Origin of the sequence: Acetobacter fabarum, assembly GCF_022483405.1 — a bacterium.
GTDB classification, from domain to species: Bacteria; Pseudomonadota; Alphaproteobacteria; order Acetobacterales; family Acetobacteraceae; genus Acetobacter; species Acetobacter fabarum.
On record NZ_JAKVNI010000001.1, the window covers coordinates 409,086 to 423,113 of the forward strand.

Annotated in this window: 13 protein-coding genes; 2 read left to right on the forward strand and 11 right to left on the reverse strand. The window is 61.9% G+C overall.

Annotated features, from left to right (window positions below; all coding sequences use genetic code 11):
- Positions 1-249 precede the first annotated feature (249 nt).
- The 8 genes from LKE65_RS02080 to LKE65_RS02115 form a co-directional block, all read right to left on the reverse strand.
- The gene (locus tag LKE65_RS02080) at positions 250-1,056 is read right to left on the reverse strand and encodes a flagellar hook assembly protein FlgD (protein ID WP_278740280.1); all 807 of its coding nucleotides are present in this window, start codon (positions 1,054-1,056) and stop codon (positions 250-252) included.
- A gap of 39 nt (positions 1,057-1,095) precedes the next feature.
- Complete coding sequence (locus LKE65_RS02085; protein WP_278740282.1) at positions 1,096-3,141, reverse strand: hypothetical protein; 2,046 nt, start codon at positions 3,139-3,141, stop codon at positions 1,096-1,098.
- A gap of 48 nt (positions 3,142-3,189) precedes the next feature.
- The gene (gene motA / locus LKE65_RS02090; RefSeq protein ID WP_086646991.1) at positions 3,190-4,077 is read right to left on the reverse strand and encodes a flagellar motor stator protein MotA; all 888 of its coding nucleotides are present in this window, start codon (positions 4,075-4,077) and stop codon (positions 3,190-3,192) included.
- A gap of 81 nt (positions 4,078-4,158) precedes the next feature.
- The gene (locus LKE65_RS02095) at positions 4,159-5,511 is read right to left on the reverse strand and encodes a flagellar motor protein MotB (protein WP_278740283.1); all 1,353 of its coding nucleotides are present in this window, start codon (positions 5,509-5,511) and stop codon (positions 4,159-4,161) included.
- 17 nt (positions 5,512-5,528) lie between these two features.
- Positions 5,529-6,293, reverse strand: a complete 765-nt coding sequence (locus LKE65_RS02100) for a hypothetical protein (RefSeq protein ID WP_086646990.1) — start codon at positions 6,291-6,293, stop codon at positions 5,529-5,531.
- A 197-nt stretch (positions 6,294-6,490) separates the two neighbouring features.
- Complete coding sequence (locus tag LKE65_RS02105) at positions 6,491-6,916, reverse strand: flagellar FliJ family protein (protein WP_086646989.1); 426 nt, start codon at positions 6,914-6,916, stop codon at positions 6,491-6,493.
- A gap of 10 nt (positions 6,917-6,926) precedes the next feature.
- On the reverse strand, positions 6,927-8,288 hold the full coding sequence (gene fliI, locus LKE65_RS02110) for a flagellar protein export ATPase FliI (protein ID WP_086646988.1): 1,362 nt from the start codon (positions 8,286-8,288) through the stop codon (positions 6,927-6,929).
- A gap of 130 nt (positions 8,289-8,418) precedes the next feature.
- Positions 8,419-10,566 (reverse strand): DUF1217 domain-containing protein, encoded by a 2,148-nt coding sequence (locus tag LKE65_RS02115; protein ID WP_086646987.1) that lies wholly within the window; start codon positions 10,564-10,566, stop codon positions 8,419-8,421.
- A 292-nt stretch (positions 10,567-10,858) separates the two neighbouring features.
- On the opposite strand from LKE65_RS02115, the gene LKE65_RS02120 reads away from it, so the two are divergent.
- Both LKE65_RS02120 and LKE65_RS02125 read left to right on the forward strand, forming a co-directional pair.
- Entirely contained in the window at positions 10,859-11,572 is a 714-nt protein-coding gene (locus LKE65_RS02120; protein ID WP_086646986.1) for a hypothetical protein, read from the forward strand.
- A gap of 33 nt (positions 11,573-11,605) precedes the next feature.
- Positions 11,606-12,112, forward strand: a complete 507-nt coding sequence (locus LKE65_RS02125; RefSeq protein ID WP_179290183.1) for a hypothetical protein — start codon at positions 11,606-11,608, stop codon at positions 12,110-12,112.
- 24 nt (positions 12,113-12,136) lie between these two features.
- On the opposite strand, the gene LKE65_RS02130 is transcribed toward LKE65_RS02125, so the two are convergent.
- From LKE65_RS02130 to LKE65_RS02140, 3 genes are read right to left on the reverse strand one after another with little or no spacing between them, the layout of a single operon-like run.
- Positions 12,137-12,565, reverse strand: a complete 429-nt coding sequence (locus LKE65_RS02130; RefSeq protein ID WP_086646985.1) for a hypothetical protein — start codon at positions 12,563-12,565, stop codon at positions 12,137-12,139.
- A complete protein-coding gene (locus LKE65_RS02135; RefSeq protein WP_086646984.1) occupies positions 12,562-12,906 on the reverse strand; it encodes a rod-binding protein in 345 nt (114 codons plus the stop codon). Before LKE65_RS02135 ends, LKE65_RS02130 begins: the two co-directional genes overlap by 4 nt.
- Positions 12,907-12,913: 7 nt before the next feature.
- Positions 12,914-14,008, reverse strand: a complete 1,095-nt coding sequence (locus LKE65_RS02140) for a flagellar basal body P-ring protein FlgI (RefSeq protein WP_233129182.1) — start codon at positions 14,006-14,008, stop codon at positions 12,914-12,916.
- Between the last annotated feature and the right edge of the window lie 20 nt (positions 14,009-14,028).

Genomic DNA, 14,028 nt, shown 5'->3' on the forward strand with positions numbered 1-14,028 from the left:
GCCAACATAATTTTTCCGCCTTAATGCCAGTTATCAGCGCAAGGCATAGCCGGTTTTACCCCCGGTTCGTCAATTTAATGTTAAGACATATGTCAGATTTATTCTAACATGTGTAGAAAACCGCCCACCTTAACGCTTGGGCTGGCCAATTTTCGGGCTTTTAAAAAAACATATACTCCCCGGCATCATCCGCTCTGGCGCAGTGGGGGAGAAAAAAAGGGGTGTGGCACTGCCACACCCCTGCATGCCTTACGACCCGGTTGAGGACGTATCCGTGTCCGTATCGGACGAGGAAGAGGACGAGGACGATGAGGAAGAAGAAGACTTGGACGTGCTGGACACGTTGACAAGCTGGCTCATGGGGATTGTCGCCCCACCCATCTGCACTTCCATATCGTTGGTGCCGGTCTGGATACCGGTAATGGTACCCGTAACGGTAAAGGACACATCGGACGTATTGCCCGAGGAATCCATGGTCTTGACCGCAACGCTGTAAGCGCCGTCGGACAGCTTGTTGCCGTTGTTGTCCGTGCCGTCCCATGTCCAGGTATTGGTGCCGCTGCTGGCGGTAACCAGATCGTCCTTGACAATGGTCCCTGCCGAATTGGACACGGCAATGGCCACGGTCTGCCCCGAGCTGCCTTTGTAGTTGAGGGTGGCCGAGCTGTTCTGCAACGGCAGGGTGGTGCTGTTGGCCGTTGCCTGCGAACCCACAAGGGCGCTATCCGCACTCAGCTGCCCGCTCTCGTTCAGGGAAATGAGCGAGGAAAGCTTGGAGTTGGTCTGCACCTGCTGTTCCACCCCGGCAAACTGCACCAGCTCGCTGGTAAACGAGTCCGAGCTCATGGGGCTGCTGGGGTCCTGATGCTGGAGCTGCGTGGTCAGCAGGGTCAGGAACGTGGTGTAGTTATTGGCAAGCGAAGACAGCGCAGCCGTGCTCGACGTGGAAGACGAGGATGAGGACGACGAGCCAGACGTGGCCGCCGAGCTTTTTGCCGTCGATTCCGCGGCCGAAAGCAGGTTGTACTCGTTGGTTGTCAGTGATGTCGTGGACATGTGCCCGCTTCCTTCCTGTCTGCCTGTAAAGCGCCCGGGTCAGGCGGTAATGTTAACCCCACGTCCATCATATGTGCGCGTGGTGGTGGCAGCTGCCCCACCCACCTGCGCCTGCTCCGCCGCCAGACCCTGCGTGGCTGGCAGGGCGCTACTGGTCCAGGCATTCCCGCCCGAAGACTGGTTGCCACCCTGCCCCGCGCTGGTATCCGCCCCACCAAAAGCGCCGCCTGCGGCACTGCCATTATCCTGCTGGCTGGCATTGTTGCTGGTGTCGCTCGCACTCACAACATCAATCTTGATCTGCCCTACGTTTACACCCGCCGCATCCAATGCTGCAACAAGCTCGTGCCGGGTGTTGGCCAGATGGTGCGCGGTGGCGGCATCCTCGCTTTGCAGCACAACGCCGGTGGTCACGCCATCACTCCCCTGCACACGAACATGAACGGGGGTGGAATCGGCGGTCATGACCGTCATGGACACACCCGTATCCGCACTGGCGAGGGAGAACAGGCCAGTGGCCGTACCATCTTCCGCCGCCGTGGTGGTGGTGGGGGTGGCTGTAGCCTGCGCGGGGGTGGCCTGTGCGGTACGCCCGCTATCCAGCGCCGAACCCAGCGTGGAGGCAAAGCTGGAAGCCCCCTGTGCGGCCTCCTGCGCCAGCGTGCTGGTGGCGGCGGCACCATCAGCCAGCAGGGCCTGCCCTTCTGCCTCAGCCCCTGTGCCGGACTGGTCGGAAAAACCGGATTGGTTCTGGCCCGTGGCCTCCTGCACCGTGCTGCCCAGTGCCACCATGGCTGTCGTGGCCCCAGAGGCCAGACCACTGGTTGCATCAGCCGTAAGGGAAAGTCCGGCAACACTATCCTGCGCCTGTGTGCTCTGCCCTGCGGTCTGGGTTACGCTCACGTTGCTCACCGCTGCGGCAACCTGCTGGAGCGTTAACGCCACCTGCTGGGCGGTATCCGTAGCTGCTCCGGTGGCTGTGCCCTGCGCGCTGGTAGCCTGACTGGCCGCACCCGTAGCCGCGGTAAGGGACGCCGCATTGGCATGCACACCATTACTGCCTGCGCCCATAACTCCGCTTGCAGCGGCACTGGCGGTAACGCTCTGGGCCAACGTGGCCTGTGCTACTGGTACGGCCTGCGCGCTGCCCAGGGCGGACAGGCTGGCAAACCCGGCACCGGCAACACTGGTGCTCGGCTGCGCCACGGCAGAGGCAAGCCCCATAGGCAGGCCGCTCAGCCCCGCAGTCAGGGAGACAGAACCGCTCTGCCCGGCAACGGTGGACAGGCCCAGCCCCCCAAACGCATCTGCCGCGGCCTGAACCGCCCCCTGCAACACGCTTGCCGGGGCGAGTGCGCCGGTATCCTGCCCGGTGCTGGCCTGTATGGATGCGGCCAGTGTGGTGGCAACCTGTGCGGCATCCCCCTGCGTGGCGTCGGTTCCTGTTGTGGTGTCGGCCCCGGCCTGTGCTCCGGCAACGCTCTGGGCTGTATCCTGCGCGGTGGCGGCACCCTGCATGGCCATTTGCAGCAGCATTTCTGCCATGCTCGAGACCGTTGTGCTCTGCCCGCTTTGCCCGGCATCCGCTGTGGTGGCACTGGCGGTATCGGCCGTGCCGTCTGCCGCAGCCGTTGTATCGGCATCATTGCTGCCGGACTGGCTTTTCTGGGCTTTGGTGCTCTGGGTCTGGGCGGTCTGGGTGGTTGCTGCGGCCTTGCTGGCGCTGGCCTTACCAGCCTTTGCACTGGCTGTGGTGTGTTTTGCATCCGCCGCCGTATGCGCGCCGGACTGGGCGGGCGTGGCGCTGCTCTGGCTGGCGGTGTTGTCTGCTGTGGTGTCGGTCTGCTCCGGGTCCGCCTGCTGCGTGCTGCTGTTGTCGGGCTGTGTGGTGGTCGCGCGCGCCTGCGTGGTCGTGGCCGGGGCGGACATGCTTTTGAGCACCGCCGCAAAACCGCTATTCTGCCCGGAGGGGCTGGAGGCAACACCCGTGGTGCTGCGCGACGCAATGGCGGCCAGCAGGGAGGAGAGCGGTGCTTCCTGTGCGTTTTCGCTCAGGTTGGACCCACTTGTAGATTTAATACCCATTACTTGCTCCCTCCCGCCAGCGGATGCGCCGCCAACATTCCCTTACGCTCAGGCCGCCGCTGCGGCGGCGCCGGGGTTGCTGGCCTCGGACAAGGCAGAATCCAGCTCGGCAAAGGTTGGCATAAACGCATGGGGTATGTCCTTACGCCCGATTTCCGCGCAGATCTGCGGCGGGTTGCCTTGCAGATGCGCCACAAATACCGTGCGGATCAGGTCCTGGTACCGTGCGTCCTGCGTGACCACATCGCGCATCCTAGACGAAAGTGGGGCCACAACGCCATAAGACAAAAGCACCCCGAGAAAGGTCCCGACAAGAGCACCTGCAATCATCTCACCCAGAATGACCGGCGGCTTGCTGATCGAGGCCATGGTTTTGATAACCCCGAGCACGGCGGCCACAATGCCAAGGGCTGGCAGGGCGTCTGCAATGCTTTGCAGGCTCTCGGAAGTATGCAGCTCTTCGCTCAGGTTCTTTTTGAGCTCACGCGCCATGACTTCATCAAGCTGGTAGGCGTCATCCATGTTCAGGCTGACCAGACGCAGGTAATCGCAGATCAGCGCACGGGTTGGCACATCGTCCCGCACATTGGGGGAGAGGGCAAAAATGCTGCTGTCGTTCGGGTTTTCAATATGTTCTTCAAGCGCCATGTTGCCCTTGGCCTGCGCCAGCCGCATGAAGCGGAACAGCGTGACCAGCAACTCCGTATAGGCCGCCTTGTTGTAACGTGGCCCCTTGATGGTCCGGCGCAGGTAATGCGGGAACTCCTTGAGCACGTCCTTGGAGTTGGACATGACAAAAATACCCACCGCGGCCCCAAGAATGGTCAGCAGTTCGAACGGCATGGACATGATAAGGGGTGCAAGCGCCCCCCCGGATGCCACAAACGAACCAAATACGCAGAGCAGCGCAAAAATGAGCCCCCCGATGAACAGCATTTAACGGTCTCCACTTCCATCTACTTGCACCAGGCGGGCACACATTGCCTGCGGCACGGTCATCATCGTGTTACGGGCGGGTTACTGCGGCGCGGGTGTCCACGTATCCTGCGAGGGTTGAAAAGGCTGGTCCACTGGCGGCTGGGCCGGCTGGCCCTGCGGCGCTCTGGGCCGTGTTACGCTACGCACCCGCACACCCCGGTTGCGCCGCACGGCGGGCGTGGCGGGGGCTGGTGCTGCCGCCGGCGCCGGAGTTGCCGGGGCCTGTGCTGCGGGGGCCGTAGCGGGAGCCTGCCCGCCAGCCGGGGCGGAGGGCGCATTCCCTGCCGGGGCCGCTGGCGGGGTTGCAGGCTGGTCAGCCTGCCCGGCGGGGGGCTGCGCTGCGGGCGCGGCACCACCAGCGGGTAGCGGTACAATCGCCCCGCCATCGGCCCCCGGGTTAACAAAGCGGCGGTGCAGAATAAGCACCACGCGCCGGTTGGCGGCGGAGCCGGGGTCTGCCGGCAAAGCCAGGTCCCGGTCTGCACGGCCGGATACGCTTAGAATATTACGGTCGGGGTACCCTGCCTTGACCAACACCTCCCGCGCGCCATCGGCCCGCTGGGCGGACAGGGTCCAGTTGGACATACCCGTACCATGCTTGGTGGTGCGGTACTGATCCGCATCCGTGTACCCCACAATGGAGAGCTGCTCCGGCATGGGGGCCAGCCACGCGCCAATCTGCTCCAGCATCTTGCGCCCGGCGGCATTGGGGGTGGCGGAAGCCGTATCGAACATGGGGGTGTTGTTGGCGTCGCGCAGTTCAATGCGGATATCATCCCGCCCGAAGGAGACGGTCATGTTCTTGGCCGCTTCCTGCGTATCGGGGTTCTGCGCCACGGACTGTTCAAGCCCCTGCACCATGTTGTCGATCTTGGACTGCTCGGCCGCAGCAGCCACAGGGTTGTCCACGCCAACGGTGCCTATGCTTTTACCGCCCCCACTTTCCGGCCCGCCAACGGGAATAATGGCGGGGGATGCGGGGGTCAGATGCGCCTTGAGCCCACGGGTAATATTATCGGGGGAGCCGCCTTCTTCCGAGCGACGGGGGGCATCCCTGGCACCGGGCTGCTCGCCACCGTCATCCTCCGGGGCATCCCCATCCTTGACCTTGCGCAAGGTGGTCCCTGCGGTCAGGGGAGAAGGCGATGTTTCGAGCATACCGTTGGAGGAGCCAAGGCGGGTGTCTTTTTCCGCCATGGGGTTAAAGAACTGCGCAATACCCTTACGCTGCTCCTCTGTTGTCGCATTCAGCAGCCACATGACCAGAAAGAAGGCCATCATGGCCGTCATGAAGTCGGCGTACGCAATCTTCCATGCGCCACCGTGGTGGCCATGCTCGCCGGAATCGGACACACGTTTGATAATAACGGGCCGTTTTTTGTTATCTGGCATGTGGTGCTATTGCGACCTTAGGCGCCCTTGTGGTGAACCATGCCAACACGGCAGCCCGGCTTGCCGTGGAACGCGGCGCGGCCTGCATGTGTCAGATTGATGGATGTATCCAGCCAGACTTCGCCCCCAATTTCGCGCCAGCGGCGGCAGAAGGTGAAGTCCTCGCTCTGGTAGGTTCCGGTTTCGGGGTCGATGCTGCCATCAAACAGGGCGTAGGCGGTGCTGCCTGTTTCGCCGTTGGCGGCGTCTATGCGGGTGTAGGCTGTCTCGGGGTAGGCCTTGACCATCCGCTCAAGCGCACCACGGCTGATCAGCATGAAACCCGTACCCGCGTAATGCGTTTTAACCATCGGGCCTTTTTCAATCTGCTGGTGCATGGCCTCGGTCTCGCCCACATAGCGCAGGGATGCGGTATCCTGCGGTTCGCCATGGAGCATGTTTTCCTGCGTGGTCTTGTCCCAGAAATACTGACGAATCGGGTAGGCCCCGGCCACGACATCCTTGCCAGCCGCCAGCAGACGGGCTGGTGCTTCGGCCGGGAAACCAATATCGGCATCAATGAACAGAAGGTGTGTTGCGTCAGACAGAGTGAGGAACTTGTGCATCAGGGTATTGCGTGCACGGCTGATCATGGCATCGTCCCCCAGCAGGGACAGGGTCATGGGAACCTGAAGCACACCGGCGCAAGCAATGATGGATTCCATATACTCCTGCGTAACCATCCCGCCAAAGCACGGGGTCGCAATAAAAATCTTTGCGGGTTGCAGCTCTGTCTGTTGCATACGTTTTCCTAATCACTCACGAGTGTGGGGAGAAACGGGTCGCATGGTACACGATCACTGTCAGCCCCTTATGATCTGTAAGCGATAGCGGGCGCACTCCGCTTTCTCAAGGATCAAACATAAGAAAAGAGCCAATTGCCATCGTTTTTTCATGGCTTTGGCGTTTATGGCCGCCAAACAATGGACCTTGCCCGAACTTACAGAAAAAACGGGCGGGCACGCCGGGCCAGATCGTCCAGCTCCGCCTGTTCGCGCCGGGCCAGCAGAACGCGCTCTTCCTCCTCCCGCTTCTCCAGCAGGGTCTGCGCGGCCTTGAATGCAGCGTTGGCCTGAATCAGCTCCTCACGCACCCGCATGGAATCGTTACGTGTCCTGAGCACAACCTGCTCGGCCCGTGCCACGTTTTCCTGCGCTATGGGCAGCCACAGGCGGAAGGACTCACGCCCGGCATCGCCCTCGGCCTCATCCCGCTCCACTTCAATCTGGGTCAACTGCCGTTCCAGGTCGGCCAGAGCCGCACTTTCGGCCGCCAGCGCACGGGCCATGCCTGCGCGGGCCTCGTCCACCTCCTTCTTGCGCACGCGGATAAGCGCGTGCAGGGAGCGGATTCGCGCGCTGCTCATGCGGGATCAGCTACGATAATGCGCCCCGCAGGGCATCAAAACTTTCGGGCAGGGTCGCGCGCTCGCCCTTGCGCTGCTTCAGCATTTCCTCCACCGCCGGGGCTACGCGAATGGCTTCGTCCACACGCTGGTCGTTGCCGGGGCGGTACGCACCCAGGCGCACCATATCCTGCATTTCATCCCAGGTGGACAGGCAGGAGCGGGCTTGCAGCACAAGCTGGTTCTCCTCCTCCGTCAGGCATCCCGGCACGGTGCGCGAGAGCGAGCGCAGCACGTTAACCGCAGGGTAACGGCCAGATTCCGCAATACGGCGCTCCAGCACCACGTGCCCGTCCAGAATACCGCGCACGGCATCGGCCACGGGTTCGTTCTGGTCGTCCCCTTCCACCAGCACGGAGAACATGGCGGTCATCTGCCCTGCATGGCCGTGCTCGTCCATAAGCCCCGGACCTGCGCGTTCCAGCAGGCGGGGCAGTTCGGCAAAAACACTGGGCGGATAACCGCGCGTGGCCGGTGGCTCGCCCGAGGACAGGCCAATCTCACGCAGGGCCTGACAAAAGCGGGTTACGCTATCCATCAGCATCAGCACCGATTTACCCTGATCGCGGAAGTGCTCGGCCACGGCCATGGCGGCATAGGCTGCCTCGCGCCGCATAAGGGGGGATGTGTCGGACGTGGCAACTACCACAACGGACTTGGCCAGCCCCTCCGGCCCCAGATCATCCTCCACAAACTCGCGCACTTCGCGCCCACGTTCCCCTACCAGCGCAATAACGGCCACATCGCACGCCGTATCCCGCGCGAGCATGCCCATAAGGGTGGATTTACCCACGCCCGAGCCTGCAAACAGGCCAAGGCGCTGGCCCTCGCGGCAGGTGGTAAACAGGTTGAGCGCACGCACCCCAAGGTCTATGCGCGGGCCAAGGCGCGCACGCATGGCGGCCTCGGGCGGGGCGGCATGGAGCCGCTGGGCCGTACCCTCGGATGGCAACGGACCTTTGCCATCCATCGGGCGGCCCATGGGGTCCACAACCCGGCCCTGCCAGCCAGCATTGACCATGAGCGTACCCCCCGCCCTGCGGCGGCGCTGCTCCTGATCATACAGTAAAAAGGTTGCCCGGCAGCCCGAACCAATGCCCTCCAGCGAGCCAAAGGGCATGGCAATGGCAATATCCTGCGCAAAGGCCACAATTTCGGCCTGCGTCTGTCGCCCATCCAGCCCGTAAATGGTCACGCGGTCGCCTACGCCGGTAAAATCCCGCAACCCGCTCAAAGAGACAGACAGCCCCGAAAGCCCGGTGACCCGCCCTTCCAGCAGCCCGACCGGCACATCATGCCGGGGGCTGGCAATGGCACCGCGTACCGCCTCCATCACACCGGAAAGAGCGGATACAGATGCCTCGACAGGCGAGGAGGGTTGCGGGTCCAGACTCACGTTACCAACCAAACAGATGCAGTGTTATACGGCCCTGCCCCAAAGGATAACGGGCAGACCAGCGCGCCTAGAACAGGCTGGAATAAAGGTCGCCCGAGGAATCATCCCCACCGAACAGGGAGAGGATGTCATCATCACTGCTCCCGCCAAACAGGTCGAGCATGGACGCGGGGGTATCTGGCGTTTGCGGGTTGATCTGCAACATGGCCAGATACTGCTCCGCATACTGCTGGATCTGCTTGGGGGTGGACAGCTTGCTGAAGTCCACCTTCTTGGACAGCAGGCGCACCTGCTGGTCATAGTCCAGCGCACCAAACTGGTCCGGGTCGTAGCCCGATACGGTTTCTGCCACCTTGAGCAGGGTCGGGTCCGACATCAGCTGCGACAGGGAGGTAATGCTGCTCATGGTGCGGGTAAAGTACAGGGCATTCCCCACGCCGTTATCACTCAGATCCTTGCTGCTTTCGTACTGCCGCATCTGGTAGCTTTCCACGATGCTCTGGATCTTTTCGGACGTGAACGGTGTTGCACTGACACTGCCCCCGTTAGCACCCCATACCTTGAAGTCCGTTGCAAAGCTCTGCCACGAGGCATTGCCCGACGCACTGGCCAGCGATGTGGAGGAGGTGGGGTCCTGCGTGAGCAGGGAGTTCATCAGCGTGGCTTCATTGCTTGAAGCATCAATCCCGAACGCGCCGGAAACCACACTCAGCACGGCGGTGTTGCTCAGCAGGGCCGATGCGGTGGTAATGGAGCCAGCCGCGTTTTCAAAGTTCGTAATGCCCGATTGCACCAGCGTATTGGTGTTGCTCTGGAAGCTGGCACTCAGGGACGCCACAAAAGACGTGGACATAATGGCGCCCTGACCGTTGTTCTGCCCCCATGCCTTGAACGCCTGCGCAAAGGTCTGCCACGCCGTATTGCCCGATGTCTGGGCCAGGGATGTGGAGGAATCCGGGTCCTGCGTCAGCAGGGTTTTGACCACGGCCGGGTCGGAGGCAAGGGAGCCCAGACCATACGCCCCCAGCACAACCTGCAACGCACTGCTGTTGCTCAGCAGGCTGCTGACCGAGGTAATGCCCGCCGCATCGCTTTTGAAGGATGCAATCGCGCTTGTGGTGCCGCTGTTGATGGCATCCGTATATTTGGTGGCAATGGAGCTGATGGTCGCGGCCGTAAACGGTGTGGACGTAGCCGTGCCGTTGTTCTGCCCCATGCTTTTGAAGGCCGTGGCAAAATCCTGCCATGCCGTGCTGCCCGAAGCCTGCGCCAGCGATGTGGAGGAGGTGGGGTCCTGCGTGAGCAGCGCGGTCAGGATACTGCTGTTATCCGTGCTGGAATCCAGCCCGTAGGTGGACATGACCATGGAGAGCACGGTCTGGTTGTTCAGCAGGTCGGAGGCGGAGGTCATGGTCGCTGCCTCGGCCTTGAACGCGTTGATGTTGTCATCCACCGCCGAATCAACCGCAATGGTGTAGCCCTGCGTAATGGTGGTCATGGTGGTGCTGGTAAACGGCGAGGATGTGGCCGTACCGCCGTTTTTGCCCATGTCCTGAAATGCATTGGCAAACAGCTTCCACGCCGTATTGCCCGATGTCTGCGCCAGCGATGTGGAGGAGGACGGGTCCTGCGTGAGCAGTGCGGTCAGGACCGAGGTATCCCCTTCCAGCGAATCCATGCCATAGGCGCTCAGCACAACATTGAGCACGCTTGTATTGGCCAGCAGGGCAGACGCGGTGGTAATGCTGGGGGCTGCGCTTGTAAAAGCCTTCAGATCGCTCTGAAGAGATTTATCGGTATCGGACTGGTATTCGTTAACAATGGACGTAATGGTGGAGGATGTGAGCGGGGAGGTCTGCACGCTCCCTCCGCCCTGCCCCCAGGTCTTGAACGCATCGGCAAAGGCCAGCCACGTGGCATTGCTGGACGATTTGGCCAGCGATGTGGAGGAGGACGGGTCCTGTGTCAGCAGCTTTTTGACCAGCGCCGTGGCCGAGGAATACGAACCCATGCCATACGCGCCCAGCACCACGTTCAGGGCCGAGTAATTCTTCATCAGCCCGGCAACGGTGGTAATGGAGGCAGCGGCCTGCTCAAACCCGGCGGAAGCCTGCTTGGTGGTCACATCCGTTTTGGCATAGGTGGAGGCGGCGGCATCTTCATTTTTCAGGGCCGTCAGATACTGGCTTACCGGTGAGATACCGCTAACGCTCATTAATCCAATCCTTTACGTGCTGCACACCAATGCCGGACCCTGCCGTGCAAGACCCAAAAAACATATATTGGCGTTTATCATACGGTTTTGCCCCCGACAAAGCCACAGGAATATGCTCGGCCGGGTTTGAAGCACCTCTCAAGGCTTTCCATGCGCCTTACTCTGCCGTATCCTTGTAGGCACCAGATTATGGTCTCGTCGTGGCGGTTGTGTTGGACATGGTGGAGCCAGCTACCCATTGCGCCCCGTTAGTGATCGCATTTTTTGCTCTCGCCACCAGCAGGAATCCTCGATGTTCAAGTTTTTCATCAGCAGCGACGCAACCCCGGACCAGAGCGAACGCTTTGTGCGGCTGAACGCCCATGTTCCCGACCTTGTGCGCTCCGTGGGCGTGGACGAGCACACGCTGGACGCACAGGCCATGCGGCAGATGAACCTGATCTCTGCCGAATGTCTGTTCTCGCACGCAGCGTTTGCGCAGGCCCTCTCCCACGTTGCCCTGTGGGGGAACGTGGCCCAGCACCAGACCGCCGCCCACGTGTTTGAAAGCAACGCCGTGCTGTGCGCCAATTTTGAGGCCGAAAGCACGCGTATTCTGGCCAGCCTGCCGCAGGACTGGGACTTTGTTCTCTGGGGCAACACCCCCGGCTCCACGCTCCAGTTTGATGTTCTGCCCGAGCTGGCCCTGTTCAACGGAGCAATACAGCCCCCTTACTCCGCCCGTGGCGCAGGCGCGCTGAGCGAAATGGAAGTAACTTCCCTCGCCTTCCCGCTGCTGGCGACCCAGAGCGTGTGCGGCTATGCCATTTCCCCCACCGGGGCCGAAAAAATGATCAAGGCATGCCTGCCCCTGACCAGCACCACCGTACCCGCTGCCAACCCGGCAGACGGCAGCATGGCCGCGCAGACCCTCCAGCAGCTGATGAGCCTGCACTACTCCACCATGAAGGCCTTTGTCTGCGTGCCCCCCCTGTGCATGACAGACGCGGCTGCGCCCTCCCTTTAAACCTTTAAAAAAACACAGCACGGAACCCGCCAGATGCACACAGGCAGCTCCCTACCGGCCAAGGCCACACCCCGCCCTGCAAAATGGCTGGCGCAGGCGGCAACCGGGCTGTTCTGCACGGCACTTGCGGGGTGCACCCCCCCCGCTGCCCCGTATCTGGAAAAAGGGAGAACCCTGTCCGAGGCAGGGTTTATTGCCCATCAGGCCGATACAACCGCGCGTTACGCCATGATGAACCTGCTGCCACCGGGGCAGTTGACCTACCGCCCCTCCCCCGATGGTCCGATTTACCTTTACGCGGACCCCATAGGGTGTGGCTGTGTATATATGGGCTCGGAAACCGCATTCCGGACCCTGCACAACATGACCGCCGCAGAACTGCGGAACCAAAAGAAGCAGGCCCCCTCCGTTGTGGATGAGCTGGCCGCCATGACGGCGGAAAACCGCCGGGATACCTTTTTGTGGGATTGGAGCGCCTGGTACGCAGGCGCCGACCCTGCCGGGGACCAGCCCCGCAAGGTTATGGGCGGCTACTGGTAAGCCAGTAGCCCCGCCACAGGTTTTTTACACGTCACTCCGCAGGGCCAGTGCCCCGGCGTGGCTATCCACCGTATAGCCGCCAGATGCCCCGTAGCCCGTGCGCTGTTCCTGTGCTGCATCATCCAGCACAAGCTTGATCAGGGTACCCTGAGCGGCAATGGCGCTTTGCAGCAGTTCCTCATTGGCGCGGACCAGAGCATTGAACTGCTTGGCGGCGGCTTCCATCTCCGGGCTTACGCTCGCGCTGCGCTGTTCGGCTGTCAGGGGTTTGGTCTGGCCCGGCGGCAGCAGTTTGCGCAGCGTTTCCATTAACGTGCGCTTGCGCGGCAGCAGTGTTTCCACATCCTGCCACTGGCCGGTTTTAAGCAGGGTATTTTCCTGCTCAAGCAGGGCGCTTACCGCCCCGAATGCCTGTAACAGGCGGCTTTGCAGATCCTGCGGCGTATCGGTCATGATTTACCTGCTTCCTGCTGGGCTTTTTCCTGCATGGCCAGCATCTGGCGGTAAACACTGTCGGCCAGACCGATGCCGCCATTATTGGCAATCTGCTTACCCATTTCCAGCACCTGCAACGACCGGAACTGGGACTCCGCCGCCCCACCGCCAAACAGGCCGTTGGCGGTGTCCACCGTATCAAACATCGGCTGGAGCATTTCGCCTATGGTCATGCCCTCGAACTCGATGGCGGCCTTGCGGGTTTTTTCCAGTGCCTCCGCCTTCAGCCCGGACTGGGTGGAGGCGGTATTCTGTGCGCTGGCAATCTGGGCCGCGCTCACATTGGCTAGCGTGCTCATGCTCTGCCTACCTTACTTCCAGATCGGCCTGTAGGGCGCCATCGGCCTTGATGGCCTGCAAAATACCAATCATGTCGCGCGGGCCCATGCCCAGTGCGTTCATGCCGGCCACAAGGCTGGCCAGTGTTGGCCCTTCGCGCAGGATGCCCAGCCTGTGCGAGCTATCCGTGCTTACATTGGCCTGTGTCCGCGGCACAACGGCTGTTACACCGTTAGAAAAGGGTGCTGGCTGGACCACCTCGGGTGTTTCGGTCACCTGAATGGTCAGGTTGCCCTGCGCAATAGCCACGGTGCTGATCCGCACGCTATCCCCCATAACAATGGTGCCACTGGCCTCGTCCACCACAACCTTGGCCATGGTATCCGGCTCGATCTGGAGGTCACCGATACGGAACAGGGTCAGCGATGCGTTGCGCCCGGTCAGGTCCACGGCAATGGTGCGCGGGTCATCCACCTGCGCCATATGTGCGCCAATGCTGCGGTTGATAACCTCGGCCACGCGGGTTGCGGTGGTAAAGTTGGGGTTGTGGAGCGAGAGGTGGATAACCCCTGTCTCACCCAGCTTGACCGGCACTTCACGCTCGACCACCCCGCCATTGGCAATATGCCCGCTGGTGGGAATGTTGCGCGTGACCGTGGCGGCCTGCCCACCCGCCGTAAAGGCGTTGGTAACAAGGGAGCCCTGCGCCACGGCATAGACCTCGCCATCGGCAGCCTGTAGGGGGGTTACCAGCAGGGTGCCGCCGGTCAGGTCCTGCGCGTCACCCACGGCGGAAACGGTCACGTCTATCCGCCCGCCCCCGTGCGAGAACGGCGGCAGGGTGGCCGTGACCATAACGGCGGCCACGTCATGCGTCTGCAACTGGATTTCGCGGTCACGGATGTTCACGCCAAGGCGGTTGAGCATGCTGATCAACGTCTCACGCGTGAAGATGATGTTGGTCAGACGGTCGCCCGTACCATGCAGGCCCACCACCAGACCGTAGCCGACCAGCTGGTTGTCCCGCACGCCTTCGTAATCCACAATATCCTTCACCCGCACCGTAACGGCATGGGCGGGAGAAAGCGGGACAAACAGGGAAAGCATGAAAAACGCGGCCATAACGGCCCTGACCCACCGTG

What these genes read in the sequence shown, in the direction of transcription:
- LKE65_RS02080 (WP_278740280.1), bottom strand. Translation starts at nt 1,056, where the DNA reads ATGTCCACGACATCACTGACAACCAACGAGTACAACCTGCTTTCGGCC.
- LKE65_RS02085 (WP_278740282.1), bottom strand. Translation starts at nt 3,141, where the DNA reads ATGGGTATTAAATCTACAAGTGGGTCCAACCTGAGCGAAAACGCACAG.
- motA (WP_086646991.1), bottom strand. Translation starts at nt 4,077, where the DNA reads ATGCTGTTCATCGGGGGGCTCATTTTTGCGCTGCTCTGCGTATTTGGT.
- LKE65_RS02095 (WP_278740283.1), bottom strand. Translation starts at nt 5,511, where the DNA reads ATGCCAGATAACAAAAAACGGCCCGTTATTATCAAACGTGTGTCCGAT.
- LKE65_RS02100 (WP_086646990.1), bottom strand. Translation starts at nt 6,293, where the DNA reads ATGCAACAGACAGAGCTGCAACCCGCAAAGATTTTTATTGCGACCCCG.
- LKE65_RS02105 (WP_086646989.1), bottom strand. Translation starts at nt 6,916, where the DNA reads ATGAGCAGCGCGCGAATCCGCTCCCTGCACGCGCTTATCCGCGTGCGC.
- fliI (WP_086646988.1), bottom strand. Translation starts at nt 8,288, where the DNA reads ATGGAGGCGGTACGCGGTGCCATTGCCAGCCCCCGGCATGATGTGCCG.
- LKE65_RS02115 (WP_086646987.1), bottom strand. Translation starts at nt 10,566, where the DNA reads ATGAGCGTTAGCGGTATCTCACCGGTAAGCCAGTATCTGACGGCCCTG.
- LKE65_RS02120 (WP_086646986.1), top strand. Translation starts at nt 10,859, where the DNA reads ATGTTCAAGTTTTTCATCAGCAGCGACGCAACCCCGGACCAGAGCGAA.
- LKE65_RS02125 (WP_179290183.1), top strand. Translation starts at nt 11,606, where the DNA reads ATGCACACAGGCAGCTCCCTACCGGCCAAGGCCACACCCCGCCCTGCA.
- LKE65_RS02130 (WP_086646985.1), bottom strand. Translation starts at nt 12,565, where the DNA reads ATGACCGATACGCCGCAGGATCTGCAAAGCCGCCTGTTACAGGCATTC.
- LKE65_RS02135 (WP_086646984.1), bottom strand. Translation starts at nt 12,906, where the DNA reads ATGAGCACGCTAGCCAATGTGAGCGCGGCCCAGATTGCCAGCGCACAG.
- LKE65_RS02140 (WP_233129182.1), bottom strand. Translation starts at nt 14,008, where the DNA reads ATGGCCGCGTTTTTCATGCTTTCCCTGTTTGTCCCGCTTTCTCCCGCC.